Here is a 23490-nt window from a genome sequence, read left to right as displayed (position 1 = left end):
TCGCGACGTGCACGAACCCGTGCGCGTCCCAGGCGATCGCCGGGGAGGAACGATGAATCGGCCGGGACGGACCACGCGCCCACCACTGGTGGCGGCCATGCTGATGCTGGCTGTGGCCTGCACGTCGGAGAGCGGTAGCGACGAAGGAGGCGAGCAGGCGGCATCCTGCGCCGACCGCGTCCTCTACCAGGACCGCACGTACCGGGACGTCGCCGGCGTGCGGTTCACGGCAGGAGCGGAGCTCGGTCCCGCCACCCTCCCGCCGTGCGACGACACCGGCGGACGGGATGACGCCGGAGAGGCCGGGGAGACGACGACCGCCTACAAGGTGGACGGCGTCCCTCCCGAGGTGGCCGTCGCCGTCGGGAACGGCCCCGACGACACCACCTTCGTGGCCGCCCACTCGGGCGGCGAGCTTCCCCCGGAGGTACGGAAACTGATCGACGGGTCCTGACGCCGACCGCGTCCCGGCCGGGTGGAGCCCTCGGGGGCAGGCCGGTCAGCTCGTCCCGGGCGCCGGTCGCGTCCAGCGGTTGAGCGTCTCGCTCTTGTCGTCGTACGTGAGCCAGGTCCCGTCGCCGAGCGGGCGTACGTAACTGTCGACGGGGCCCGTCGGGTACGCGACCACCCCGCGTATCCGCAGGGTGTGAGCGTCGAGCAGCCAGTGGCGGGCGTCCTCCGGCTCCTCGTCGGAGTCGACCGTCGAGGCGATGACGGTGTCGGCGTCGACGAAGCCGCAGGCGTGGTCCCAGTAGGTCTCGTCCTCGTCGTCGGCCGACTCGGGCTCCTGCTCGGCTATCACCGTGCCGTCCAGGGCGTGCAGTCGCAGGTCAGCGCCGTAGTGCTCGACCGTCAGGAAGCCCGGGTGTCCCGCGTGGACGTCCGCCAGGATGCGGTCCAGGCCCTCGTTCACGTCCCAGCCGGTCAGTTTCCCGCCGTCCCGGCGCGCCCAGTGCAGCAGGACGCCGTCCTGGCCCATGCCGATGCTCAGCCCCATGTGGACACCGTCCGGGTGGGAGAGGTGGTGCGAACCGGCCGCCGCGCTCTCCAGCGGCAGCCGCGCCAACTCCCTTCCGTTGCGCGCGTCCAGGACCACCCAGCGCTCTTCCCAGCCGCCCGGCTCCGGTTCCGCCACCACGTGCGCCCACACGAGCCGGCCGTCGTCCGAGATCCGGCAGGAGCCGTGTTCCAGGCCCCGGCACACCTCCTGCTCGTCCCCCGTGTGCGGGTGGCCGAGCTCGGGACCCCAGCAGCCGTGCCGGTACTCCCACAGCGTCTCTCCGCCCTTGCCCATGGCCCGTACCGCGCGCTGCCCCGAGAACACTGCGAACGTGCCGTCCGGGCTCACCGAGTGGACGCCGTGGTCCCACCGGGGCCAGGGAAGAGGGAAGACGGCCGTCGGCGCGCGCTCCCCCGCGAACAACTTCCGGAGGTCGTGGACCTCCAGCTCGTGCCCGTTGCGGAGGAGGGCGCGGCCGGAACCGTCCCCACGGCTCTCGAACGCGAAGCCGTTGACCAGTGCGCCTCCACCCGGCAGCCTCACCGAGTCGCGCAGTTGTGCGGTGATCGACATGGGCCGACGGTAACGGGCCCCACTGACAGCGCGGACCGCCCTCCGCGCCGCCGGCGCCGCCCGCCTAGCGCTTGTAGGTGTTGCCGCCCCCGTCCTTGACGGACCTGCAGGTACGGCCGGTGTCGGACCCCGAGTAGACGGCCGGCGCCTTCTCGTTGTAGTAGCTCACGGTGTAGGTGTTGCCCGAGAACGTGTTCCCGCCCTTTCCGCAGGTGTCGGCCCTCGGGAACGCCCAGTAGGTGAACATCCCGTGTTTGCCGTTCCCCCGGGTCTTCCCCTTGTGGTCGCGGCCCTTCTTGAAGACGTTCTTCCGGACCTTGTTGCCGCTGCTGCCGTCGCTGGCGCGGACCGGGTCGCCGGAGATGACCTGGAAGGTGTTCCTCTCCACCAGGTTCCCGTTGCTCCCGGGGGTCTTCTGCGTCTGGTTGAAGGCGAGGTAGACGCCGTGGGTGTTCCCCGGGACCTTCTTGTTCTCGAGGTTGACGAACGAGTTGTTGGTGATCCTGGCCTGCGAGACGTAGTTCAGGTGCACGCCGGCGTAGCCCTTGCCGCCCTTGACCCAGGCGTTGCCGATCTGCTTGAAGGTGATCCGGTTGACCACGAGCCCCTTGACCGGACCGTCCTTCTTGGTCCCCGTGGCCTTGATCCCGCCGTCGCCGTAGCGCTTCACGGTGTACGGCCCCTGGAAGTTCAGCTTGGGGGACTTGGGGCCCACTTTCGTCCAGTACCCGGCCTTGGCCGCCCGCCCGTCGAACGTGACGGGGCCCGTGCCCGGCTGGGCCTTGACCGTGACCGTACCGTCGGCGATGCCCGGCCCCCACTCCACTCCGGCATCGGTGTAGGTGCCACCGCGGAGCAGGATCGTCGCGTTCCTCGTGTTCCTGGCCGCGAGCACGGCCTGGGCGTCCCGCAGGGACCCGACCGGACTCTGCGCGGTGAGGCCGGCCTTCCCCGCCGCCCGCAGGAGCGACTTCCCCGAGAGCCCGGCGAACGACGTTCCGCCGGAGCCCACGTAGACGGTGACGTCCTCGCCCCCCGCGGCCGGAGCGGCCAGCGCCCCCGGCCCGCTCGGAACCACGATCACCACGGCCGCCGCCAGGCACGGCAGCCCCATGCCCAGGTGCTTGCGCATGGATGTTCCCTCCCCTTCGAAAGTCGTGTGAGGCACGGGCGGGAAGTCCGCTCCCGCCGCTCGTGCGACAGGAACACTGCTCGGACCCGCGCCGCCGCGGCAAGCACTTCACGCTGTCCGGGGCTGTCCCGGACAGCCCCGGACAGCCTGACGGGTCACGACCGGGCCCGCCGCACCCCGGTGATCCGTGCTTCCCGCGCACCTCACGCGGGTCGGCCGTCACACGACCGGACGGGAAGCCGACACCCGCGCCGATCTTCCGCGGTGCCTTCAGGCCCCTCTTGCTTCAGGGCTCGGATCATGAAATCTTGCGGCCGACGCCTCCACGATCCCGTGGGGGCTGGCACCGATCTCCCTGCACGAGGTGTAAGGGGGTCCTCGTTCCGCAGGAGGCCCTCGTGCACGCCATCGACGTATCCGGCACGCCCCGTAACTGGGATCTCTACCGGACGGCGGTCGTCGACATCCGGTTCGGGGACCGGGCCGTGCGGGTCGAACCGCGACCTCGGGGCACGGCCGAGGGTTTCTTCCCGGCACCGGACGGCAGCGGTGCCGGCGTCCATGTGATCACCGCCTGGAATCCCTACGGCCGTACCGCGCCGGACGACGCCAACGCCCGCGCCCAGCGCGTACTGCTCGACGAAATCCGCCGCCGTGGTCTCACCTCGTGGCCCGCGGTGGGAGGTGACGTGCGCGGCACGCACCGGGAGGAGAGCGTCGCCGTCGTCGGCCTGAGCGATGCGGCGGCGCGTGACCTGGGGCGCCGCTTCGGCCAGGACGCGGTGTTCGCCTGGACCCCCGATGCCTGGCGGGTCCTGGCGTGCGGAAGCGGTGCCGTGGCGGTGAGCGGATGGGCGGCGTCCGCACGAGCGTCGGCGTAGGCACAGGAGCAGAGCGATGGGCATGTATCCCATGCGGACCCCGGACCACTGTCCTCGCTGCGGCAGGCGTCTCGTCGAGCCGCCGGCCGAGCGGGTCGCCGTCGACGGCTTCCCGGCCGAGGTGACGTACGCGACGGACCCGGTGTGCGGTGCGCGCTGGCACGTGTGGGACAGGACGTCCCCGCTGCGCCGCCTGGCCCGTCCCTATGTGGGCGGCACGGGGTGACGTCACCATGCCGTCGGGGGCGACCCGAGCCGCGGCGCTTCTTCCCGCCGCGCTGCAGGACCCGTGAGGACCTGCCCCGGCAGGACCACATCTGATTCATGTCGAAAACACCTCGAACAGGAATCGGCCATTCCTGAATCCGGAATCCGTCGTACGGGAACGACGTGTTCGCATTCGATCTCCTGACATACAGGCTGAGGCCGACCAGTCAGCTCACGCGGGGGGATTCATGCGCACCACGGGGCACAGACGTGTCATCGCCGCAGCCGCGACCACGGCGGTGGCGACACTCACGCTCATCGGCACACCGGCACACGCCCGGACGCCTTCACCCACCGCGACGCCGTCGGCGAGCGCCGACACCACCGAACTCACCCGCCTGTACCTCCCGTTCGCACTTCAGGAGATCGAGGAAGGTGCGCCGGAGCACGAGGAGTTGTCGCTCCCGCACACGGTGCGGTTCGCCCAGAGCCCCGACGGCGCCTGGCTGCTGTCGTCCGACGAGGCCGACGCGGAGGGCGGGCCGACGAAGTTCACCACCGGCTACACATGGGCCGGGACCGAGAACTGGTACTGGTCCGCGAAGGAGCACTCGAAGCGGACCAAGACCCTCGACAACGTGTGGAAGCCGGCCTCGGCCGACGTCCTCCAGGCGGACTTCAACCGCAACAAAGCCTGAAGAAGATCCTCTCCGACTACCCGCGCGCCTGGTGGTACGCGCACCGCACCTGACAGGCCGCTCGTCCCCTCACCGGAAAACAGGAGTGTGCTGTGCAACGTCGACGCCTCTTGGCCGTGGCGGCAGCGCTGGTCGTCGCATCCGGCTGCTCGTCCCAGAACGACGAATCCCCACCCGCCGACGGGGCCCGTGAGGCCGTCGAGTCCTATGTGCGGGCCCTCAACTCCCGCAGCGCCGCCGGGCTGATCTCGGTCGGGGGCGTCGAGGACGAGGAGTGGTCCCGGCAGGAGGCCGAGCGGATCCTCGCCGACCGGGGCGGGCGGGGGTGGAAGGTCAAGGACGTGCGGATCCAGCACGACATGGGTCCGGACGTCGGCTCGGCCCGTCTGCTGGCCGAGGACAAGACGGGCAAACCCCTGCAGGACACCTTCACCGTCATACGGGAGAAGGGCGCCTGGCACCTGACGGTCTTCACCGACCAGCCCGCCGAGCCGGGCAAGGAATCCTCCACGACCGACGAGCCGCGTTCCTGACGACCACTGTCGTGGTGGCCCGGTCCGGCGATCCGGCCCGGGCCGTCACGACGCAGGACACCGTGGGCCGGAGAGATGTGGGTCGCCCACACCCAGCGCGACGTCGGCTGGCTGCACCTGAGAGAAGGCAGGCCCACGGAGGTCTTCGGACCGCTGAGCCACGCCGTCGAGGTGACCGAGCGCGCCGGTGACGCCTACGCCAACGCCATGGCCCGTCATCTGCGCGGGATTGCCCACCGCGACCTCGGCCACTACGCGGAGGCGCACGCCGACTTCGACGCCGCCCTCGATGTCTACCGGTCGGGGGACTACGCGTGGAACGAGGCGGCCGTGGTCCACGACGTCGTCCGTGCCCTGCGGGCGGAGGACCGGCCCGACGAGGCCGACGCCCTGGAGACCGGCGCCGCCGCGGCCAACCCGTTCTTCACGGGGATGCACGGGCGGAACGGTGCCCAGGCCGTACCGGACGAGGACTGACGGCCTTCCGCGCCCACCGGTTCGTGTGGTGGCTCCATCGGCCCGGGGACCCACTCGGGCCCGGGTGTTCCGCCGTTCCGCGGCGGACGGTCGCTCAGTCGTTCTTCACCGGCCGCCGCACGGATCGCCGCCCGCGGGCACCGGCACGGTATCGGCCGCCAGGCAGGAGGAGTACACCCGCGGCGGTACGGGCGGCGGCTCCGGTTCCGATTTCGACGTGGCGCCCACGGCAATGATCGCCACGGCACCTACGCAGGTCAGTCCAGCCATCGCGGCAAGCCGTGCACCGCGGCTCACCGATCGCCCCGGAGGCGGTCGCGGAGTTCGTCGTCGCAGTCGTCCCCGGTGCCGGTCCGGACTCGGGAGAAGGCCAGCACTCCGTTTCCCCTGCTTTCCCGCTGGGCCTCGGCCAGTTGCCTCTCGATGTCCGCGACGTACTCGGCGCACTCGGCGCTGACTGGCTTCTCGGGCCGCGGGTCCGGTGCCGAGGAGGTGTTCAGTCCGGCGGTGGCGGCGAGACCGGCCGCGCACAGCACCACCCACGCGGCAACCCACGTGCGGCGGTTCGTCCGTATCGGCTTGGGCATCCAGGCATCCTACGAGCGCTGCGGCGGGCTGTCGCCGCAGCGCGGCCTCCCCGTCGATCCGGTCTGCGCGAGGTGCTGCCCCGGGTGCATCGGTGGTACGGCGAGTACGACGAGGACTGGGAGGACGGCGGGCACGTACGCGTCGAGGTCAGCGACGCGCGGGGCGAGCGGCTGCCGGAGGCACGGGACGCCGGAAGCCAGGAGGACGGCGGGCGGGGACTTCTCCTCGTCGCCGCCCTGACCGAGGCGTGGGGAACGGTCCCGCGCCCCGGCGCCCCGGGCAAGACCGCCTGGGCGGTGGTGGCCACCGCGCCGGTCCGTCAGTAGTGGTACCGGGCCTTGATGATCACGACTTCCTTCTCGGTGGCCCGGTAGACGAGTCGGTGTTCGTCGTCGATCCGGCGTGACCGGTAGCCCGAGAGGTAACCCTTCAGCGGCTCCGGCCTGCCGATGCCGGTGAAGGGGTCGCGCTGGATCTCGCCGATCAGGCGGACCAACTTGCGGAACAGCGTCTTGTCGGCGGCCTGCCAGTACAAAAGGTCCTCCCAGCCGGTGGGACGGAACCGCACGTCCCTCACTCGCCGTCCTCCGCCAGGGCCTCCAGCTCCGCCATGCTCCTGGTGATCACCGGGGTGTCGGCGGCCTTGTCCGCGGCGACGGCCGCCATGAGGTGGGCGGCGTTGGCCGGCGAACGCAGCAGGTAGACGGTCTCCTGCCAGGAGCGGAAGTCGTCGGCCGACATCAGTACGGCGTTGCCGCCCCTGGAAGTGATCTCCACCGGCTCATGGTCGTCGTTGACCTGCTGGATCAGCGGGAAAAGCCTGGCCCGAGCCTCGCTGGCGGTGATGGACACAACCCCTCCTCCAACAGAACTGGTACAGGGAAGCCGTACCAATTCAATGGTACAGGGATCCGGTACGAGTCGCATGGCCCACCGACAGGAAGGGACCCCCCGTGGGGAAGCGGACACATCCTGTCCTGTACGTCCCCGAGACTCTTGCCCTCCGCGGCCACAGGGGCCGCTCGTTCCGCAAGGAGTCCGCGCGTGTTCTCCGTTCTCGCCGACATCAATTGGCCGGCCGTCGCGATCGCGGCCGTCGCCTCGGTCCTGCTGGCCGGTGTGTGGTTCGCGGTCGTGATCGCCAAGCCGTACGCCGTGGCCCTCGGCCGTGAGGGCGCGCCGGCGCCCGCGCAGACGGCGGTGACCATGGCGGGGCCGCCGGTGTGCCTTCTCGTCACCGTCCTGACCAGCGCCGTGCTCGTCGAGGCGCTCGACATCACGGGCATGGGGGACGCCGTGGTCTTCGGGCTCCTCGTCGGCGTCGGCTACCTCAGCGCGATGACCTTCCAGATCGCCGTCAACCCGAACTTCCCGCGCCCGCTGTACTACGGGGTCCTCAACGCGCCGTTCTTCGTGCTCACGAGCGTGCTCACCAGCGTCGTCCTGGTCGCGATGCGCTGAGTCCCCGCCGACTAGTCGCCGCCTCCGCCGCCTCCGCCGCCTCCCCCGTCACCGCCGCCGCCGTCGCCGCCGCTTCCGCCCCCGTCGCCGCCCTCCCCGCCGTCGCTGCCCCAGCCGTCGCCGCCGCCGCGCTCGTTGTCGTCGCGGCCGGTGCCGAGGTTGCTGAACCAGTGGAGGTCCCAGGTGTCGGCTCCCGCCTCCGCACGGGAGCGGGGGCGGAACCTGGCCAGGCCCGTCGTGTCCCCGAGGCCGAAGGAGACGGCGACCGCGTGGGCCATCACGGCGTCCAGGGGGTCGGGGCTCTCGTGGTGCACGGTGGCCAGCGGCAGCAGTACCGTGCCGGGTACAGGGTCGGGCCGGCGTGGCGGACGGGTCAGCAGCGCTGCGCGGCGGCCGTCGCGCAGCAGCCACGAGCTCTCCGCGTTCTCGCGCCGCAGCGTCCAGTGCCGGTCGGGCAGGCGTATCTCCACGCTGCTCTTCGACTTGCGGAACATGCGGCGAAGTTCGAGGTGTGCGATGACGTTGTCAACGATCACCTGCAGGCCGCCGTCCAGGGCGGTGGAGCCGGCGTGGAAGCCGTACGGCGCCCTGAGCCGTACGGAATGATCAGGCGGGCCCCACACGTCCACGCGTACCGAGCGCCGGTCCACGGCGACGGCGACCGGTCCGGCGGGGCCGGGCGCGTAGCGCCGCGCGATCCACAGCGGTACGCCCTCCGCGTGCGCCCGCACGGAGAGCACGCCCACCTGCTCCGCACCGCCGCACCCGCGAACCGCCAACTCGCCCAGCGCGCGGGCGAAGTCGGCGGCCCGACGCACCTTCAGGGGCGTGGTCGTGCCGGTCACGCGGGTGACCGGCACGGTGCCGGGGCCCTGGGGCAGCGAGGCCAGGGGGCGTTCCGCGCCGCCGCCGCCGAGCCAGCACCCCCGCAGGTACGCCTCGGCCATGGCACCGAGGTTCAGCTCGGACATCGGAGTCGTCCTGCCGCCCCTGCGCAGCCCGTCCTCGGTGAGTTCCACGGTCCGCGCCAACGGGTTCCGGGACCGTTCCCCGTAGAGCACCTGGCTCATCACATCCCCCTCCTGTTTCCCCGCCCGCACTGCGGTCCCCACCCTCACACACCGGGCCCCCGCCGAAAAACATCCCCACCGCGCGGCAACCTCCCGCCGTGCGGCGGCGACTACGGGGCGGTGGACAACGAGGGCCATCGCACATCGAACGAAAGCCGTGACATGCGCAGTACTGGTAACACCGCCCCGCGCGCGGGGCACCGGAGAAAGAACGGCCGGCGCCGTACCGTCCTGATCGGTGCTCTCACCACATCGCTCGTGGGCGGCGCCGTGGTCGGCGGCGTGCTGATGTCGGCGTCCGCGGCGGAACCGGGCGCGGGTACCTACCGCCTGGTGAACGCGGCGAGCGACACCTGTCTGGAGGTTCCGTCGGGAAGCACGGGCGCCGGGGTGCAGCTGGCCCTGGCGGACTGCGACGGGGGCGCGGACCAGAGCTGGGAACTGGCCGACTCCGGTGACGGTTTCACCGTGACGTCGTCCGCCACCGGGTTGTGCGCGGGCGTCAAGGGCGACTCGGCCTCCGCCGGGAAGCCCGTGCAGCAGCAGGACTGCGGCGAGGGCTCCTCCCAGGTCTGGAAGGTGAGCGCCGTCGGTGACGCCTACCGCCTGGTCAACGCGCACAGCGAGAAGTGCCTGAACCCCAAGGGCGGGCTGCTGCAGCAGAACTCCTGCGACAACGCCGCCGGCAAGACCTGGACCCTGCAGGAGGTGAACGGCTCGACGCCCCCGGCGTCCACTCCGACGGCGAGCGCCCCCGCCTCTCCCTCCGCGCCCGCCTCGCCCTCCACCCCCGCGAACGACGAGCCGGCCGGTGACACCGCGTTCGCCTCCTGGCCCACCGCCACCGACGAGCAGCCCGTCTCCTCGACCATCGAGGTGAAGGGCGTGTACGACGGTTCCCTGAAGCGCTTCCACGGCTCGGGCGACCTCGGCGGCAGCGGCCAGGACGAGGGCCAGGACCCGATGTTCAAGCTCGCCGACGGCGCGACGCTGAAGAACGTGATCCTGGGTTCGCCCGCCGCCGACGGCGTGCACTGCTCGGGCAGCTGCACCCTGATCAACGTGTGGTGGGAGGACGTCGGCGAGGACGCCGCCAGCTTCAAGGGCAAGTCCGCCTCGGCGGCCTACGTCGTCGACGGCGGCGGTGCCCGCAAGGCCGACGACAAGGTCTTCCAGCACAACGGTGCCGGCACCCTGACCGTCAAGAACTTCCAGGTGTCCGACTTCGGCAAGCTCTACCGCTCCTGCGGCAACTGCGGGACCCAGTACGAGCGCCACGTCGTGATCGACAACGTCCTGGTCACGAGCCCCGGCAAGGTCATCGCCGGGGTCAACGCCAACTACGGTGACACCGCGACCCTCTCCGACGTGACGATCGTCGGCGACAGCAAGAAGAAGATCATCGTCTGCGAGCGCTTCGAGGGCAACGACAGCGGCGACGAGCCGACCGCGCTCGGCAGCGGCCCCGACGGCAAGTCCTGCGTCTACGAGCCCTCCGAGGTCACGTACGAGTAGGGCACACCGCACAGGGCGAGGGCCCGGCACCGCCGAACAGCAGCGGTGCCGGGCCCTCGGGGCGTTCTGCGAGCGGGTCGCTCAGTGGGCGTGGCCGTGGCCGTGACCACCGGCGGCGGCCGGCTCTTCCTCTTCCTTCTTCTCGACGACCAGGGTCTCGGTCGTGAGCAGGAGGGAGGCGATGGAGGCGGCGTTCTCCAGGGCGGAGCGGGTCACCTTGACCGGGTCGATGACGCCGGCCTTGACCAGGTCGCCGTACTCGCCGGTGGCGGCGTTGTAGCCGTTGCCCTTCTCGAGCTCGGCGACCTTGGAGACGATGACGTAGCCCTCGAGGCCGGCGTTCTCGGCGATCCAGCGCAGCGGCTCGACGGCGGCCTTGCGGACCACGGAGACACCGGTGGCCTCGTCGCCGGTCTTGTCGAGGTTGCCCTCGAGGACCTTGACGGCGTGGACCAGCGCGGAGCCACCACCGGAGACGATGCCCTCCTCGACCGCGGCGCGGGTCGCGGAGATGGCGTCCTCCAGACGGTGCTTCTTCTCCTTCAGCTCCACCTCGGTGGCGGCGCCGACCTTGATGACGCACACGCCGCCGGCCAGCTTCGCGAGGCGCTCCTGGAGCTTCTCGCGGTCCCAGTCGGAGTCGGTGGTCTCGATCTCGGCCTTGATCTGGCCGACGCGGCCCTGCACGTCCTCCTTGTTCCCGGCACCGTCGACGATCGTGGTGTCGTCCTTGGTGACGGTGACGCGGCGGGCGGAGCCGAGCACGTCCAGGCCGACCTGGTCGAGCTTGAGGCCGACCTCCTCGGAGACGACCGTGGCGCCGGTGAGGACGGCCATGTCCTGCAGCATCGCCTTGCGGCGGTCACCGAAGCCGGGGGCCTTGACGGCGACCGCGTTGAAGGTGCCGCGGATCTTGTTGACGACCAGGGTCGACAGGGCCTCGCCCTCGACGTCCTCGGCGATGATCAGCAGCGGCTTGGAGGCGTTGGCCTGGATGACCTTCTCCAGCAGCGGCAGCAGCTCCGCGATGGAGGAGATCTTGCCCTGGGTGATGAGGATCTGGGGCTCGTCGAGGACGGCCTCCATGCGCTCCTGGTCCGTCACGAAGTACGGCGACAGGTAGCCCTTGTCGAAGGCCATGCCCTCGGTGAAGTCCAGCTCCAGACCGAAGGTGTTGGACTCCTCGACGGTGATGACGCCGTCCTTGCCGACCTTGTCCATCGCCTCGGCGATGAGCTCGCCGACCTGCTGGTCCTGGGCGGACAGCGCGGCGACGGCGGCGATGTCGGACTTCTCGTCGATCGGGCGGGCCGAGGCGAGCAGGTCCTCGGAGACCGCGGCGACGGCGGCGTCGATGCCCTTCTTCAGCAGCGCCGGGGAGGCACCGGCGGCGACGTTCTTCAGGCCCTCGCGGACCAGCGCCTGGGCCAGCACGGTGGCGGTGGTGGTGCCGTCACCCGCGATGTCGTTGGTCTTGGTCGCCACCTCCTTCACCAGCTGCGCGCCGAGGTTCTCGTACGGGTCCTCGATCTCCACCTCGCGGGCGATCGTGACACCGTCGTTGGTGATGGTGGGGGCGCCGAACTTCTTGTCGATGACGACGTTGCGGCCCTTGGGGCCGATCGTCACCTTCACCGTGTCGGCAAGCTTGTTGACGCCGCGCTCGAGGGCGCGACGGGCGTCCTCGTCGAACTTCAGGATCTTCGCCATGGCAGCGGGAGCCCTCTCGGAATTCTGGGTGAAATCACTGCGCCCCGGGCGCCCGGTCCTTGTCGGATGCTGGGGCCAGGGGCGCAGTGGTTCGAGCAAAAGTGCTTGCTACGAGGTCGGGTTGTCCGGGGTGACCCCCGGATCTCCCTTACTTCTCGACGATCGCGAGGACGTCGCGGGCCGAGAGGACGAGGTACTCCTCGCCGTTGTACTTGACCTCGGTGCCGCCGTACTTGCTGTACAGAACGACGTCGCCGACCTTCACGTCGAGCTCGACGCGCTTGCCGTCCTCGAAGCGACCCGGACCGATGGCCAGGACGACGCCCTCCTGGGGCTTCTCCTTGGCGGTGTCCGGAATGACCAGGCCCGAAGCCGTGGTCTGCTCGGCGTCGAGCGGCTGGACCACGATGCGGTCCTCGAGCGGCTTGATGGCAACCTTGGAGCTGGCGGTCGTCACGATCCGACCTCCCCCTTCGGAGATCTCACGGGGTTAACTGTCTGAGGTGGCGACCAGGTGGATCCGTCGTCGCGGGTGCCGGACCTGCCCGTCGCGTGTTTGGCACTCTCCAGGGGGGAGTGCCAGACCTGAGACTATGACTGCGGTTAGCACTCGGTCAAGCGGAGTGCCAATTGCCTGCGGCGCGTCGCGGGGTGGGTGCGTTGTTCACACCGGGGTGCGCAGCCGACGGTGTCGCAGTGACCGTCACCGGGGGCCGCCGCCCCCAGGCCCCCGCTTCGGCCCTGAACGGGCCTCGCCCTCAAACGCCGGACGGGCTGAGGGGTGAGCGGTGCTCGCCGGGAACCGCCGGCGGACCGGTCTGCCCGACGTGGTCCTCCAGCTTGCCCACCCTCAGCCCCCGTTCCTCCAGTTCGTCCAGCACCCGCGCCGTCCGCTCCGCCAGCGACAGGGTCGGGGCCTCGCCCGACGGCACGGAGATGATGTCGCCGGGTTCCAGGTGGTGGGGGCCGTCGGTGTAGGTGAGGTGGCCGTCGGGTTCCAGGGTGACCCGCCACAGCACCACCGCCGCGATGCCGCAGTCGGCGGCGGCGCGCAGGGTGGTGGCGTCGTACGTGCCGTAGGGCGGGCGGAAGAGGCGGGGGCGGACGCCGAAGCGGGACGTGAGCTTGCGCTGCTGGCCGCAGATCTCGGCGCGCTGGCCGGCGTACGGCAGACCGCGCAGGGCGGGGTGGTCGAGGGTGTGGTTCTGCAGGCTCGCGCCGACCGAGCGCAGGCGGGCGAAGTGGGCGTATCCGGGGCCGGCCACCGTGTCCGTGAGGAACAGGCTGACGGGGAGCCGGTGCTCGCGCACCAGGTCGATGAAGCGGGGGTCGCGTTCGGCGCCGTCGTCGTAGGTGAGGAAGACGACCCTGTCACGGGTCGGGGCGCGGTCGACGACGGGCGGGAGGGCGCCGGACCCCGGTGCCGGCCCGGCTCCGGGCGACCGGCCCGCCCCGTTCCCCGTCCCGTCCCCCACCCCGCCCGACGGACCGCATCCGGCGACCGCGGCCAGTAGGGCGACCGCGGCCAGCAGGGCGACGGCGCCCGCCAGGAGGCCGGCCCTCACAGGTAGTCCTCCAGGCGGGCCACCGCGTACCCCTCCGCCGTGGCCTTGTCCAGGAAGCGGCGGATCATGTCCGGCATCGTGCCCTCCCAGTCCTCGCGGCCCCGGAAGTGGCTGAGGACGATGTCGCCGGGATGCAGGTCGCGGTCCCACTCGCGGTACTCCCAGCGGTCGGCGAAGACCTCCTCGTTCCAGAGGGGGACGTGGGTGATCCCGCAGGCCTTCGCGGCGCGCAGGGTGGCCTTGTCGTAGTTGCCGTAGGGCGGACGGAAGAGGACGGGGCGCTCGCCGTAGCGCTTCTCGATGACGCGCTGCATGCCGCAGATCTCGCGCTCCTGACGGGCGTAGGACAGGGCCGGCAGGTAGGGGTGGCGGAGGGTGTGGTTGTGCAGGCCGACGCCCCGGTCCTGCATCTCCTTGAAGTAGCCGTAGTCCTCCTTGACGAGGTAGTCGCTGAGGAAGGCGCTGTACGGGACCTTCAGCTCGCTCATCATCCGCAGGAACGCCGGGTCCTTCTCGGCGCCGTCGTCGATGGTGAGGAAGAGGATCCTCTCGTCGGTGGGGACGGTGGTGAAGACCGGGGGGAGTCCCAGCCGCCGGTGGCCGTCGACCTCGAAGCCGTCGCGGGTGGTGATCCTGGGTTTCCTCGCCGGGGGCGGCGGGGCGGTCAGGGGCACCTTCTTCAGTCCCCAGCGTTTCGCGGCGGCGACCCTCGCGGCGTGCGCCGCGCGCAGCTTGGTGGCGTAGGCGTCGAGCGCGCGGGCCGGGGGCGCCTTCAAGGGCTGCTGGCCGCCCGCCGGTTCGACCGGAGTGCCGTCGTCCGGTCCGCAGCCCGAGGCGATGGAGGCGAGAGCGAGTACCGCGAGGCCGATCCGCACCCCACCGAGCGGCCACTTTTTATCGTTTTGTCCTACTTCTCGCATGGTGCCGGATCCTCGCAGCCGTCCGGTCCGGAGCCGGCCCGACACCGCGGCCGGAGGCATACGGTCCACCGACTGGCCCACAATGAGGCCGTGAACGACCTCGCTCCCCTCCTCACCCCCGAAGGCCGCGCCCTCCTCGACGAGGTCCGCGACACCGACCCCGCGCACGAACTCGCCGTCGCCACCCGGCTGCGCCGCGAGCACCCCGCCGACCTGGTGTCGGCCGCGCTCGGCCAGGCGCGGCTGCGGCAGCGGGCGGTGGCCAAGTTCGGGGCGGAGGACGCCCGGCGGATGTTCTTCACGCCGAACGGGGTGGAGCAGTCGACGCGGGCGAGCGTGGCGGCGTACCGGGCGGGGCGGTTCAAGGAGCTCGGCGTGACCTCCGTGGCCGACCTGTGCTGCGGGATCGGCGGGGACGCGATCGCGCTGGCCCGCGCCGGGATCCGGGTGCTGGCGGTGGACCGGGACCCGCTCACCGCGGCGGCCGCGCGGGCGAACGCCGAGGCGCTGGGGCTCGCCGGGCTGATCGACGTACGGCAGGCGGACGTGACGGAGGTGGACACGGCCGGCTACGACGCCGTGTTCGTCGATCCGGCCCGGCGCGGCGGGCGGGGCCGCATCTTCGACCCCGAGGCGTACTCGCCCCCGCTGTCCTGGGCGGTCGAGGCGGCCCGTACGGCGTCGCGCGCCGCCGCGCTGAAGGTCGCGCCGGGCATCCCGCACGAGGCCGTCCCCGCCGACGCGGAGGCCGAGTGGATCTCGGACGGCGGGGACGTGAAGGAGGCGGTGCTGTGGTTCGGCACGGCGCCGGCGGCGGTCCGGGCGACCCTTCTCCCCGGCCCCCGCACCCTCCTCTCCCGCCGTCTGCCCGACCCCGCGGTCCGCCCGCCCGGCCGGTATCTGTACGAACCCGACGGCGCCGTCGTCCGGTCGCATCTCGTCGCCGAGGTCGCCGCGGAACTCGACGGCGGGCTCATCGACGCGACCATCGCCTACGTCACCGCGGACGAGCACCGCCCGACGCCGTACGCCACCGCCTACGAGCTCACCGACCACCTCCCCTTCAACGTCAAGAAGCTGAAGGCGCTGCTGCGCGAGCGTCAGGTCGGCACGCTGACGGTGAAGAAGCGCGGCTCGGCCGTCGAGCCGGAGGAGCTGCGCCGCAAGGTGCTGCCCAAGCCGCACGGCCCCGCGTCCGTCACGGTGTTCCTGACCCGTGTCGCCGGCGCCCCGACGATGCTGCTGGGGCACCCGGTGCGCTGAGGCACCGGACCGGGTCGCCTCAGGACGCGACGATCGCCTTGCCGATCGCGAAACCCTTGGCCGGCCCCTCGGGGATCACCGCGTCGGTGCCGTAGGGGACCCGGTGCTCGTCCGCGTACTTGCCCTTCTTCCGGTCGGGCGAGGTCAGGACGAGCACCGACCCGTCGTCGTCGAAGTCGTCGACGACCACGTACACCGGGATCCCGGCCCGCGCGTACTCGCGGCGCTTGCGGACCCGGTCGCGCTGGAGGTTCCGGTGGCCCGGCGAGGTGCCCTCGACGACCATCTTGACCCCGGCGGCGGCGACACCGAGACCGTCCTCGTCCGGGATCTCGTCGAGGTCGAGCGGGGCCACGAAGAGGTCGGGGATCCAGGCTTTCTGACGGTGGATGACGTTGCCGTCGTGGTGTGCCGCGTAACCGCTGCCTGCCAGATGCGCGTCCAGCGCTCTACGGAGACGGCCGATGAGCACGGTGTGACGACGGCGACCGGTAGGCGACACCTCGATGGCCCCTTCGATGATCTCGGCCCGGTAGCCCTCGGGGAGATCCATGGCCTTCCACGCCTGCCACAGGACCTCGTCCAGATCGGAAGCCTGCTCGGAAACGGGCTTGTCCACCATCACCGGGGCCACCTCTTCCGCGAGAGCGGTCATCGAGAAGCACCTCCTCCTTCAAGTGTGGGCGCGGGCGCCGCTGCGGCACAAGCGACACGGTGGCGCTACGAGTTCGGGGTGCGCGGCGTGCCGGGACCGGCGTCGATCAGCCGAACGAGTGATCACCTCACCTCAGCGACGCCCACAGCTCCCCCGCCTCCGGCTCGTCCGCCACCACGCGGTTGCGGTCCCAGGGGGCCGGGACGACCGGCATGGTGAGGGTCGTGACACCGTCGGACGGGAGGCCGCGCAGGCTCTGGGCGAGGCGCGTCAGTTCGCCGAGCGAGTCCAGGCCGGTGTCGGTGGTGAGGCTGCCGGTGACGGTGTCGGCGACCTGGTACAGCCGGGTGGGGCTGGTCAGCAGGTCCTCGTCCGCGATCTGCTCCAACAGGGCCTTCACCAGCCGGTGCTGGAGCCCTATGCGGCCGAGGTCGCTGCCGTCGCCGATGTCGTACCGGGTGCGGGCCAGGGCGAGGGCGTCCGTGCCGTCGAGGTGGTGGGTGCCGGCGTCCAGGGTGAGGTGGCTGCGGTCGTCGTCGATGTCCTCCTCGGTGGTGACGGTGACCCCGCCGAGCGCGTCGACCAGGCGGGCGAAGCCGGAGAAGTCGATCTCGACGTAGTGGTCCATGCGGACGTCCGTGAGCGACTCGACGGTCTTCACCGCGCACACCGGCCCGCCCACCTCGTACGCGCTGTTGAACATCACGCCGGAGGCCGGGCTGGTCGCCTCCCCGTCCTCCAGGGGGCAGGAGGGCCGGTCGACGAGGGTGTCGCGCGGGATGCTGACCACCGTCGCGGCACTCCGGCCGGCGTCGAGGTGGACGACCATGGCGGTGTCGGAGCGGGCGCCGCCGCTGTCGCCGCCGCCGAGCGCCCGGTTCTCCTCGCCGCTGCGCGAGTCGGAGCCGAGCACCAGGATGTTCAGGGACCCGGTCGGCAGGGGCTGGGCCGTGGCGGACGCGCCCGGGGACGGGGACGAGGACGGGGCGACCGCGGCCCTGGCGGGGCGGTCGTCGCCCAGGGCGTTGTCGATGTCGACGCCGGTGATGTTGTCGTTGAGCTGCCAGTACACCCAGCCGGCGGCTCCGGCGCCCAGGACCAGCAGGCCCGCCAGCGCCAGCCCCGTGATCCTCAGCGCCTTCGCCCGCCGGCCCGTCCGTATGCCCGAGCCCCCGGCCTCGGCCCCGTCGTCACCTGTCCCGCCGTCATCGGTCCCGCCGCTCTTCTCATGTCCCCTCACGAGCGAGAACATAAGTCCGAATTATGTCGAGCGGTGATTCCTGGTCGGCTTTCTTGTGAAATTCTCAGACTTCCGGCACGGCGTCCGGCGGTTCGAAACTTTCGGAGCGGCTCACGCCCCCGTCGGCGCCGCCGTACTGCTCCGCACCACCAGGCTCGTCGCCAGCTCCACCCGGGTCGCCGCCGCCGGGTCCTCGCCCCCGCCCAGATCGAGGACCAGCTTGGCCGCCGCCTCCGCCATCTCCGTCAGCGGCTGCCGCACGGTCGTCAGCGGGGGCCCCACCCAGCGGGCCACCGGCAGGTCGTCGAACCCGACCACGCTCAGGTCCTCCGGGATCCGCAGCCCCAGCTCGCGCGCGGCCTCGTACAGCCCGAGGGCCTGGAGGTCGTTGCCGGCGAAGACCGCGGTGGGCCGGTCCTCGCGGCGCAGCAGGGCGAGGCCCTGCCGGTAGCCGGCCTCGTGGTGGAAGTCCCCGGTCATGATCAGCCCGGGGTCGACCGGCAGCCCGGCGGTCTCCAGGGCGGCCCGGTAGCCGTCGATGCGGGCGCGGCTGCACATCATCCGCGTGGGTCCGCTGATCGCGCCGATCCGGGTGTGGCCCAGTTCGACCAGGTGCCGGGTCGCGGCGAGCCCGCCCTGCCAGTTGGTCGCGCCGATGGAGGGCACGTCGGTGCCCGGGTCGCCGGCCGGGTCCATCACCACAAACGGGATGGAACGGCTGGTCAGCAAGGCCCGCCCGGACTCGTCGAGGCCGGACAGCACGAGGATGACGCCGTGCGGGCGGCGCGCGGCGACCTGGTCGGCCCAGGTGCGTCCGGGCGTGAGCCGGCCCGCGCTCTCGGAGAGGACGACGCTCAGGCCCGCGTCCCGGGCCACGTTCTCCACGCCCCGGATGACCTCCATCGCCCAGGCGCTCTCCAGTTCGTGGAAGACCAGGTCGATCAGGGGCGAGCGGGTGGTCTCGGCGCGCCGGCGCCGGTAGCCGTGGGCGCGCAGCAGCCCCTCGACCCGGCTGCGGGTGGCGGGGGCGACGTCGGCACGACCGTTGAGGACCTTCGAAACAGTCGGGGCGGAGACGCCGGCCTCGCGGGCGATCTCGGCGAGGGTCGCCGTCCGGGCGCTGCGCCCTTGCGTCCGGGTTTCAGCGGGCTGCGGGGAAGTCATGGCGGCGATCGTAACCCTGCGAACCCTTCTGACGAACCCTTTCGGGAGCCACGGACCACCTGAACATTCGATTACCTATCCGAAACATTCGCCGAGAACCGTACGCAGGAGGGCCGTCCGTCCGCCCGGCGGGAACTCCATGACCACCGCGCCCCGGCATGACCCCGTCCCGCCCGGCGTCCGTCCGGCGTCCGTCCGGCGTCCGCCCGGCGGCGGGAGTGCCGCCGGTCCGCGTCGCCTCCTCCGCCCTCCCGTTCTCGCGATGTGCGCCCGGGGACAAGCGGGGCGTACCCCCTCTATCGTGAAACTGCTCACCAGGAGGGGGACTGATGGAGCAGTGGAGGAAGAGCGACTTACCGCGGTACTCCGCGGACGCCGTCACACGGGAACTGGTCGGACACATCTACCGCCGCATGGACTTCGCCGTGGCCATGACCAGGATGCTGGTGGCGGAGAGGTTCCGGGCGCACGGTCAGCCCCAGGGGATCGACCTCGTCGCCGTGGTCCGGCACGCGCGTCGTGCGGGGCGGCTGTTCCTGCTGCGCGACGCGCTCCTCCTGATCTGCTTCGCCGCGTTCACGGCGGGGGTGATCGCGGGACTCGCGGCACTCGTGGCGCAGGACGCCGCCCGGCTGATCAGGTGTCTGTGCCTCGTCCTCGGCGCGTTCGTCACGGGGACGGTCCTCGTGTTCGTCTGGACCTGGATCATGTGGCGGATCGCGCAGGCCGTCCAGTGGGGCGAGGCCCCGCCACGCGACCGTGCCCCGGCGGTGGGCGCCGAGCTGGAACGGGAACTGGACGCCCTCGACGACGCCAACGTCATCGTGTACACGGCCAAGGGACCGGACGGCGACCAGCCCTTCCTCGGCAGCGGCATCGGCGTGCTGGAGACCGTCTGGGCCGGCATCGACGTGAGCCGCCCCGCCGAGGACGCCAAGGGCGGGAAGCACACGGTCGAAACGTTCACCGCCCAGGAGTTGCACGCGTATGTGGCGGAGCACGTGGGCGACCTCGCGGGGATCGACGGACTGCGCATCGGCAACCGGCTGTACATCCAGGGGCATCACGCGCGGGACCTCGGTGAGGAACTGCTCCCGGACCCGCTGAAACGGCCGGCCACCCGCATCGCCCCGGGACTCGTCGAAGCGGGCGTCACCGAGACCGACGACGTGATGCGCACCTACCTGGCCCTCGAACTGGTCGGCGCCCGCGGCTCGTACGTCGTCACCGTGCACGTCCGTGCCCGGCTGGCCCGGTCACGCCTGTCGTGGGAGATCTCCGCCTCCTACCTGCCGCCCGTGTACGCGCACTTGAGCGCCTCGTACACCCGCCCCCTCGGCTTCGGCAAGCACGCCCTGACGGTCCTGCGGGTCACCCGGGAGCAGGTGCGCGACCAGCTCTTCGGATCCGCCCGCCGGATGCTGCGCCGCCCGGCGCGACGGCTCGCCGACACGGTACGGCTGCTGTGGCGGCGCAGCCGGATCTCCCGCCCCCGCAGCTACTTCGACTACGGCGCCGGCGGAACCCTGCGCGCCGTCGTCTCCGACACCGACCGGCAGCGGGACTACACCCAGCGCATGGACGCCAGGGACGCCATCCAGCGGATCCAGCAGGCCGTCCTGCGCGCCACCGAACAGTTCCTCGCGGCGCACCACATCGACACGTCCGACCTGCGCCAGGCCCACAAGACCATCAACAACCAGACGTACAACTTCCACGGACCGATCAACGGCCAGAACGTCTTCGGCGATCACGGGATCAACCTCGTGGCGGGCCTCCACCGGGGTCCCGGCCCCCACCCCGGAGCCGGCAAGGGCACCACCGGCAGCGGCAGTGCGGTCCCGTCGGCACCGTCGGGCAGCGCGGCGAAGTGAGGAAGGCGGCGGAGATGAGCACCTACAACTTCAACGGTCCGGTCAGCGGCCAGAACAACTTCGGCGACCACAACCAGAACCTGCTCATCGGGAACCTCGACGAGCTGGTGGAGCGCGTACGGGCGGAGCAGCCCGGTCAGGCGCGGGAGGCCGAGCTCGTCCGCGACGAGGTCGTCCGCGCGGCGGACGGGAACCGTCCGGTGGACGGTTCCCGGGTGCAGGACTGGCTCGCCACGATCCGCGAAGGCGCGGGCGCGGGCAGCGGTGTACTGGCCCTGGTCACGTCCCTGACCGCGCTCCTGGGGCTGTGAGGCGGCGTCAGTCCCCACCCAGTGACTCGAACCGCCACCGGTGCACCGCCCGCGTGACCAACTCCCCGTCCGGCTCCGGGAGTTCGGGGAGGTCGGCGTCGTACGGGGCGTCCCACCAGGTGATGACCAGGACCCGGTCCTGCGGGGCGCGGAAGGTCTCCCGGCGCAGGGGGCGGCGGGCGAGCTCCCGCGCGTGTTCCTCGGCCCAGGCCACCAGGTCCGCGCCCCGGCCGGGGACCGCCCGGGCCTCCCACATCAGCGCGACCGTCATGAGTACAGGTTGTCCTTGGCGGTCTCGTGCACGTGGTCGTGCGCGTGGGCGGTGCCCGGCACGTGCGGGTCCGTCACCGGCAGCGAGGAGTCGGCCGACAGGTCCCAGTCGGAGGCCGGACGGTTCCGGGCGACCATCTCCGCACCCAGCGCCGCCACCATCGCGCCGTTGTCCGTGCACAGCTTGGGGCGCGGCACGCGCAGCCGGATGCCGGCCGCCTCGCAGCGCTCCTGGGCCAGCGCCCGCAGCCGGGAGTTGGCGGCCACCCCGCCGCCGATCATCAGGTGGTCGACGCCCTCGTCCTTGCAGGCCCGTACGGCCTTGCGGGTGAGCACGTCCACGACCGCCTCCTGGAAGGACGCCGACACGTCACGCACCGGCACCTCCTCGCCCGCCGCCCGCTTGGCCTCGATCCAGCGGGCCACCGCCGTCTTCAGCCCCGAGAAGGAGAAGTCGTACGCGGGGTCGCGCGGGCCGGTCAGACCGCGCGGGAACGCGATCGCCTCCGGGTCGCCCTCGCGCGCGTACCGGTCGATGACCGGGCCGCCGGGGAAGCCCAGGTTCAGCACGCGGGCGATCTTGTCGAAGGCCTCGCCGGCCGCGTCGTCGATGGTCGCGCCGAGGGGGCGGACGTCGGAGGTGATGTCCGCGGAGAGCAGGAGGGAGGAGTGGCCGCCGGAGACCAGCAGCGCCATCGTCGGCTCGGGCAGCGCCCCGTGCTCCAGCTGGTCGACGCAGATGTGCGAGGCGAGGTGGTTGACGCCGTAGAGCGGCTTGCCGAGGGCGTAGGCGTACGCCTTGGCCGCCGAGACGCCGACCAGCAGCGCGCCGGCGAGTCCGGGCCCCGCGGTGACGGCGATGCCGTCGAGGTCGCGGGCGCTGACGCCCGCCTCCTTCAGCGCGCGCTCGATGGTGGGGACCATCGCCTCCAGGTGGGCGCGGCTCGCCACTTCCGGGACGACGCCGCCGAAGCGGGCGTGCTCGTCGACGCTGGAGGCGACGGCGTCCGCCAGCAGGGTGGTCCCGCGCACGATGCCGACACCGGTCTCGTCGCAGGAGGTCTCGATCCCCAGGACCAGGGGTTCCTCAGCCATTGGTTTCGGTTCCTTGTACGCCGTTCCCGTCGACGGGACTCGCCGGGTTCACGGAGGTGGAGGGGTCGGTCAGTCGCATCACCAGGGCGTCCACGTTCCCCGGCTGGTAGTAGCCGCGCCGGACGCCGATGGTCTCGAAGCCGAAGCGCTCGTAGAGCTTCTGGGCGCGCACGTTGTCGACCCGGCACTCCAGCAGCACCTCGGCGCACTCGAAGGCGGTCGCCGCCCGCAGCAGCTCGGTCAGCAGCCGCGAGCCGAGGCCGGTGCCCCAGTGGTCCCGGGTGACGGCGATGGTCTGCACGTCGGCCGCCCGGACGCTGTCGCCGCCCTGGTCGCCGTCGCCGTCGGTCTCCGCACCGGAGGTGGTGAGGCCCGCGTAGCCGACGATCCGGTCGCCCTCCTGGGCGACGACGTAGCGCCGGGTCGCCCCGGGCCCGCGCGCATGGGCCAGCTCGGACCAGAACATCCCGCGCGACCAGGCGTCCTCGGGGAACAGGTCCCGCTCCAGCTCCAGCACGGAGTCGATGTCCCACCAGCGCATCTCGCGCAGCACGGCAGTCTCGGATCCGGTCACTTGGGGGTGACCACCTTGTAGTTCTTGGGGACCTGGGCATCGGGCCGGCGCAGGTACAGCGGCCGGGGCGCGGGCAGCTCCTCGCCCGCCGCCAGCCGCTCGGCGGCCAGCCGGGCCAGGGCGGCGGCGGACACGTGCTCGGGCTCGTGCGCCCTGGGGAAGGTGTCCGGGTACAGCAGGGCGCCGGCGCCGACCGCGGGCAGGCCCTTCACCTGCTCGGCGATGTCGGCGGGCCGGTCCACGGCGGGCTCGGTGAGGCGGGTGCGGGAGTCCGCGTAGCGCGCCCAGTAGACCTCCTTGCGCCGGGCGTCGGTCGCCACGACGAAGGGGCCCTCCAGGTCGGCCGCGCGGGCCAGGCCGTCCAGCGTGCACACACCGTGCACGGGCACGCCGAGCGCGAGCCCGAAGGTGTCCGCGGTCATCAGGCCGACGCGCAGCCCGGTGTACGGGCCGGGGCCGGTGCCGACGACGATCCCGGTGACGGCGTCCAGCCGCAGACCTGCCTCGGCGAGCACCCGGTCGATCGCCGGGAGCAGCAGCTCACCGTGGCGGCGGGCGTCCACCTGGCTCGACGAGGCGATGACGTCGTGGCCGTCGTGCAGCGCGACGGTGACGGCGGGGGTGGCGGTATCCAGAGCGAGCAAGAGCACGCAAACAGCCTACGGCTCCCGCGCCCCGGCCACGGCCGCACGGGTCGGCCGGTCACGTACTGCT

General features: G+C 71.8%; 28 protein-coding genes and 2 pseudogenes. 13 read left to right on the top strand and 17 right to left on the bottom strand.

All coding sequences use genetic code 11. From position 1 onward, the window contains the following. The first annotated feature begins 97 nt into the window (after window positions 1-97). Window positions 98-454 (top strand): DUF6281 family protein, encoded by a 357-nt coding sequence (locus AB0A94_RS01550; RefSeq protein WP_361737082.1) that lies wholly within the window; start codon window positions 98-100, stop codon window positions 452-454. Window positions 455-499: 45 nt separating this feature from the next. Here AB0A94_RS01550 and AB0A94_RS01545 read toward each other — a convergent pair whose 3' ends face one another. Together AB0A94_RS01545 and AB0A94_RS01540 are read right to left on the bottom strand one after the other, a co-directional pair. Beyond that, window positions 500-1573: a hypothetical protein gene (locus AB0A94_RS01545; RefSeq protein ID WP_361737079.1), complete on the bottom strand. Its 1074-nt coding sequence runs from the start codon at window positions 1571-1573 to the stop codon at window positions 500-502. A gap of 64 nt (window positions 1574-1637) precedes the next feature. After that, window positions 1638-2705 carry a hypothetical protein gene (locus AB0A94_RS01540; RefSeq protein WP_361737076.1) on the bottom strand — a complete coding sequence of 356 codons (1068 nt, stop codon included), beginning with the start codon at window positions 2703-2705 and terminating at the stop codon, window positions 1638-1640. Between the two features lie 398 nt (window positions 2706-3103). Here AB0A94_RS01540 and AB0A94_RS01535 point away from each other — a divergent pair, with 398 nt between their 5' ends. The 5 genes from AB0A94_RS01535 (at window position 3104) to AB0A94_RS01515 (ending at window position 5501) form a co-directional block, all read left to right on the top strand. Then, a complete protein-coding gene (locus AB0A94_RS01535; RefSeq protein ID WP_361737073.1) occupies window positions 3104-3586 on the top strand; it encodes a DUF3293 domain-containing protein in 483 nt (160 codons plus the stop codon). Between the two features lie 16 nt (window positions 3587-3602). Next, a complete protein-coding gene (locus AB0A94_RS01530) occupies window positions 3603-3812 on the top strand; it encodes a hypothetical protein (RefSeq protein WP_361737070.1) in 210 nt (69 codons plus the stop codon). 229 nt (window positions 3813-4041) lie between these two features. Then, window positions 4042-4491 (top strand): hypothetical protein, encoded by a 450-nt coding sequence (locus tag AB0A94_RS01525; RefSeq protein ID WP_361737067.1) that lies wholly within the window; start codon window positions 4042-4044, stop codon window positions 4489-4491. 92 nt (window positions 4492-4583) lie between these two features. Continuing rightward, complete coding sequence (locus AB0A94_RS01520; RefSeq protein ID WP_361737064.1) at window positions 4584-5024, top strand: hypothetical protein; 441 nt, start codon at window positions 4584-4586, stop codon at window positions 5022-5024. A 75-nt stretch (window positions 5025-5099) separates the two neighbouring features. Next, window positions 5100-5501: a hypothetical protein gene (locus AB0A94_RS01515; RefSeq protein WP_361737061.1), complete on the top strand. Its 402-nt coding sequence runs from the start codon at window positions 5100-5102 to the stop codon at window positions 5499-5501. 293 nt (window positions 5502-5794) lie between these two features. Here the strand turns inward: AB0A94_RS01515 and AB0A94_RS01510 are convergent, their stop codons facing one another. Next, the gene (locus AB0A94_RS01510; RefSeq protein WP_361737058.1) at window positions 5795-6088 is read right to left on the bottom strand and encodes a hypothetical protein; all 294 of its coding nucleotides are present in this window, start codon (window positions 6086-6088) and stop codon (window positions 5795-5797) included. An 84-nt stretch (window positions 6089-6172) separates the two neighbouring features. Here AB0A94_RS01510 and AB0A94_RS01505 point away from each other — a divergent pair, with 84 nt between their 5' ends. After that, window positions 6173-6415 carry an ATP-binding protein gene (locus tag AB0A94_RS01505; RefSeq protein ID WP_361737055.1) on the top strand — a complete coding sequence of 81 codons (243 nt, stop codon included), beginning with the start codon at window positions 6173-6175 and terminating at the stop codon, window positions 6413-6415. On the opposite strand, the gene AB0A94_RS01500 is transcribed toward AB0A94_RS01505, so the two are convergent. Both AB0A94_RS01500 and AB0A94_RS01495 read right to left on the bottom strand, forming a co-directional pair. After that, window positions 6409-6666 (bottom strand): Txe/YoeB family addiction module toxin, encoded by a 258-nt coding sequence (locus AB0A94_RS01500; RefSeq protein WP_361737052.1) that lies wholly within the window; start codon window positions 6664-6666, stop codon window positions 6409-6411. The two genes, AB0A94_RS01505 and AB0A94_RS01500, sit on opposite strands and share 7 nt — an antisense overlap. Further along, the gene (locus tag AB0A94_RS01495; protein WP_006130733.1) at window positions 6663-6941 is read right to left on the bottom strand and encodes a type II toxin-antitoxin system Phd/YefM family antitoxin; all 279 of its coding nucleotides are present in this window, start codon (window positions 6939-6941) and stop codon (window positions 6663-6665) included. The genes AB0A94_RS01500 and AB0A94_RS01495 overlap by 4 nt, the downstream gene beginning before the upstream one ends. A gap of 192 nt (window positions 6942-7133) precedes the next feature. On the opposite strand from AB0A94_RS01495, the gene AB0A94_RS01490 reads away from it, so the two are divergent. Further along, on the top strand, window positions 7134-7550 hold the full coding sequence (locus tag AB0A94_RS01490; protein WP_361737048.1) for a DUF1761 domain-containing protein: 417 nt from the start codon (window positions 7134-7136) through the stop codon (window positions 7548-7550). A gap of 11 nt (window positions 7551-7561) precedes the next feature. Here AB0A94_RS01490 and AB0A94_RS01485 read toward each other — a convergent pair whose 3' ends face one another. After that, complete coding sequence (locus AB0A94_RS01485; RefSeq protein WP_361737045.1) at window positions 7562-8620, bottom strand: hypothetical protein; 1059 nt, start codon at window positions 8618-8620, stop codon at window positions 7562-7564. Between the two features lie 162 nt (window positions 8621-8782). Between AB0A94_RS01485 and AB0A94_RS01480 the strand changes: the two are divergent. Continuing rightward, window positions 8783-9286, top strand: a pseudogene (locus AB0A94_RS01480) (RICIN domain-containing protein); the annotation flags it as partial. Between the two features lie 162 nt (window positions 9287-9448). After that, window positions 9449-10135, top strand: a pseudogene (locus AB0A94_RS01475) (pectate lyase); the annotation flags it as partial. Between the two features lie 81 nt (window positions 10136-10216). Here AB0A94_RS01475 and groL read toward each other — a convergent pair. The 4 genes from groL to AB0A94_RS01455 form a co-directional block, all read right to left on the bottom strand. Next, a complete protein-coding gene (groL, locus tag AB0A94_RS01470) occupies window positions 10217-11845 on the bottom strand; it encodes a chaperonin GroEL (RefSeq protein WP_361737042.1) in 1629 nt (542 codons plus the stop codon). Between the two features lie 148 nt (window positions 11846-11993). Further along, window positions 11994-12302 carry a co-chaperone GroES gene (groES, locus tag AB0A94_RS01465; RefSeq protein ID WP_006130737.1) on the bottom strand — a complete coding sequence of 103 codons (309 nt, stop codon included), beginning with the start codon at window positions 12300-12302 and terminating at the stop codon, window positions 11994-11996. A 301-nt stretch (window positions 12303-12603) separates the two neighbouring features. Continuing rightward, the gene (locus AB0A94_RS01460) at window positions 12604-13410 is read right to left on the bottom strand and encodes a polysaccharide deacetylase family protein (RefSeq protein WP_361737038.1); all 807 of its coding nucleotides are present in this window, start codon (window positions 13408-13410) and stop codon (window positions 12604-12606) included. Further along, on the bottom strand, window positions 13407-14285 hold the full coding sequence (locus AB0A94_RS01455; protein ID WP_361737035.1) for a polysaccharide deacetylase family protein: 879 nt from the start codon (window positions 14283-14285) through the stop codon (window positions 13407-13409). Before AB0A94_RS01455 ends, AB0A94_RS01460 begins: the two co-directional genes overlap by 4 nt. Window positions 14286-14420: 135 nt before the next feature. Here AB0A94_RS01455 and AB0A94_RS01450 point away from each other — a divergent pair, with 135 nt between their 5' ends. Next, window positions 14421-15593 carry a methyltransferase domain-containing protein gene (locus tag AB0A94_RS01450; protein ID WP_361737032.1) on the top strand — a complete coding sequence of 391 codons (1173 nt, stop codon included), beginning with the start codon at window positions 14421-14423 and terminating at the stop codon, window positions 15591-15593. A gap of 19 nt (window positions 15594-15612) precedes the next feature. Here the strand turns inward: AB0A94_RS01450 and AB0A94_RS01445 are convergent, their stop codons facing one another. The 3 genes from AB0A94_RS01445 to AB0A94_RS01435 all read right to left on the bottom strand — a co-directional run bounded on the left by AB0A94_RS01445 (window position 15613) and on the right by AB0A94_RS01435 (window position 18652). Then, window positions 15613-16248: a Uma2 family endonuclease gene (locus tag AB0A94_RS01445; protein ID WP_361737029.1), complete on the bottom strand. Its 636-nt coding sequence runs from the start codon at window positions 16246-16248 to the stop codon at window positions 15613-15615. A gap of 127 nt (window positions 16249-16375) precedes the next feature. After that, window positions 16376-17500, bottom strand: coding sequence for an LCP family protein (locus AB0A94_RS01440; protein ID WP_361737026.1), 1125 nt, complete (start codon window positions 17498-17500; stop codon window positions 16376-16378). Between the two features lie 99 nt (window positions 17501-17599). Then, window positions 17600-18652, bottom strand: coding sequence for a LacI family DNA-binding transcriptional regulator (locus AB0A94_RS01435; protein ID WP_361737023.1), 1053 nt, complete (start codon window positions 18650-18652; stop codon window positions 17600-17602). A gap of 329 nt (window positions 18653-18981) precedes the next feature. Between AB0A94_RS01435 and AB0A94_RS01430 the strand changes: the two genes are divergently transcribed. Beyond that, window positions 18982-20526 carry a hypothetical protein gene (locus tag AB0A94_RS01430; protein WP_361737020.1) on the top strand — a complete coding sequence of 515 codons (1545 nt, stop codon included), beginning with the start codon at window positions 18982-18984 and terminating at the stop codon, window positions 20524-20526. A 14-nt stretch (window positions 20527-20540) separates the two neighbouring features. Continuing rightward, the gene (locus AB0A94_RS01425) at window positions 20541-20837 is read left to right on the top strand and encodes a hypothetical protein (RefSeq protein ID WP_361737017.1); all 297 of its coding nucleotides are present in this window, start codon (window positions 20541-20543) and stop codon (window positions 20835-20837) included. Window positions 20838-20844: 7 nt separating this feature from the next. Here AB0A94_RS01425 and AB0A94_RS01420 read toward each other — a convergent pair whose 3' ends face one another. Genes AB0A94_RS01420 through tsaB form a run of 4 tightly spaced genes read right to left on the bottom strand, consistent with a single transcriptional unit; the run spans window position 20845 to window position 23426 of the window. After that, the gene (locus AB0A94_RS01420) at window positions 20845-21108 is read right to left on the bottom strand and encodes a hypothetical protein (protein WP_361737014.1); all 264 of its coding nucleotides are present in this window, start codon (window positions 21106-21108) and stop codon (window positions 20845-20847) included. Further along, window positions 21105-22202, bottom strand: coding sequence for a tRNA (adenosine(37)-N6)-threonylcarbamoyltransferase complex transferase subunit TsaD (tsaD, locus tag AB0A94_RS01415; protein ID WP_361737011.1), 1098 nt, complete (start codon window positions 22200-22202; stop codon window positions 21105-21107). Before tsaD ends, AB0A94_RS01420 begins: the two co-directional genes overlap by 4 nt. Next, complete coding sequence (gene rimI, locus AB0A94_RS01410) at window positions 22195-22776, bottom strand: ribosomal protein S18-alanine N-acetyltransferase (protein WP_361737008.1); 582 nt, start codon at window positions 22774-22776, stop codon at window positions 22195-22197. Before rimI ends, tsaD begins: the two co-directional genes overlap by 8 nt. After that, complete coding sequence (gene tsaB / locus AB0A94_RS01405; RefSeq protein WP_361737006.1) at window positions 22773-23426, bottom strand: tRNA (adenosine(37)-N6)-threonylcarbamoyltransferase complex dimerization subunit type 1 TsaB; 654 nt, start codon at window positions 23424-23426, stop codon at window positions 22773-22775. Before tsaB ends, rimI begins: the two co-directional genes overlap by 4 nt. Between the last annotated feature and the right edge of the window lie 64 nt (window positions 23427-23490).

It is taken from the genome of Streptomyces sp. NPDC044984, assembly GCF_040646935.1.
Lineage (GTDB): Bacteria > Actinomycetota > Actinomycetes > Streptomycetales > Streptomycetaceae > Streptomyces.
This window is presented reverse-complemented; position numbering and strand designations above follow the sequence as displayed.

What these genes read in the sequence shown, in the direction of transcription:
- AB0A94_RS01525 (WP_361737067.1), top strand. Translation starts at nt 4,042, where the DNA reads ATGCGCACCACGGGGCACAGACGTGTCATCGCCGCAGCCGCGACCACG.
- AB0A94_RS01430 (WP_361737020.1), top strand. Translation starts at nt 18,982, where the DNA reads ATGGAGCAGTGGAGGAAGAGCGACTTACCGCGGTACTCCGCGGACGCC.
- groL (WP_361737042.1), bottom strand. Translation starts at nt 11,845, where the DNA reads ATGGCGAAGATCCTGAAGTTCGACGAGGACGCCCGTCGCGCCCTCGAG.
- AB0A94_RS01530 (WP_361737070.1), top strand. Translation starts at nt 3,603, where the DNA reads ATGGGCATGTATCCCATGCGGACCCCGGACCACTGTCCTCGCTGCGGC.
- AB0A94_RS01515 (WP_361737061.1), top strand. Translation starts at nt 5,100, where the DNA reads ATGTGGGTCGCCCACACCCAGCGCGACGTCGGCTGGCTGCACCTGAGA.
- AB0A94_RS01420 (WP_361737014.1), bottom strand. Translation starts at nt 21,108, where the DNA reads ATGACGGTCGCGCTGATGTGGGAGGCCCGGGCGGTCCCCGGCCGGGGC.
- AB0A94_RS01550 (WP_361737082.1), top strand. Translation starts at nt 98, where the DNA reads ATGCTGATGCTGGCTGTGGCCTGCACGTCGGAGAGCGGTAGCGACGAA.
- AB0A94_RS01545 (WP_361737079.1), bottom strand. Translation starts at nt 1,573, where the DNA reads ATGTCGATCACCGCACAACTGCGCGACTCGGTGAGGCTGCCGGGTGGA.
- AB0A94_RS01425 (WP_361737017.1), top strand. Translation starts at nt 20,541, where the DNA reads ATGAGCACCTACAACTTCAACGGTCCGGTCAGCGGCCAGAACAACTTC.
- AB0A94_RS01440 (WP_361737026.1), bottom strand. Translation starts at nt 17,500, where the DNA reads ATGTTCTCGCTCGTGAGGGGACATGAGAAGAGCGGCGGGACCGATGAC.
- tsaD (WP_361737011.1), bottom strand. Translation starts at nt 22,202, where the DNA reads ATGGCTGAGGAACCCCTGGTCCTGGGGATCGAGACCTCCTGCGACGAG.
- AB0A94_RS01510 (WP_361737058.1), bottom strand. Translation starts at nt 6,088, where the DNA reads ATGCCCAAGCCGATACGGACGAACCGCCGCACGTGGGTTGCCGCGTGG.
- AB0A94_RS01445 (WP_361737029.1), bottom strand. Translation starts at nt 16,248, where the DNA reads ATGACCGCTCTCGCGGAAGAGGTGGCCCCGGTGATGGTGGACAAGCCC.
- AB0A94_RS01540 (WP_361737076.1), bottom strand. Translation starts at nt 2,705, where the DNA reads ATGCGCAAGCACCTGGGCATGGGGCTGCCGTGCCTGGCGGCGGCCGTG.
- AB0A94_RS01485 (WP_361737045.1), bottom strand. Translation starts at nt 8,620, where the DNA reads ATGAGCCAGGTGCTCTACGGGGAACGGTCCCGGAACCCGTTGGCGCGG.
- AB0A94_RS01435 (WP_361737023.1), bottom strand. Translation starts at nt 18,652, where the DNA reads ATGACTTCCCCGCAGCCCGCTGAAACCCGGACGCAAGGGCGCAGCGCC.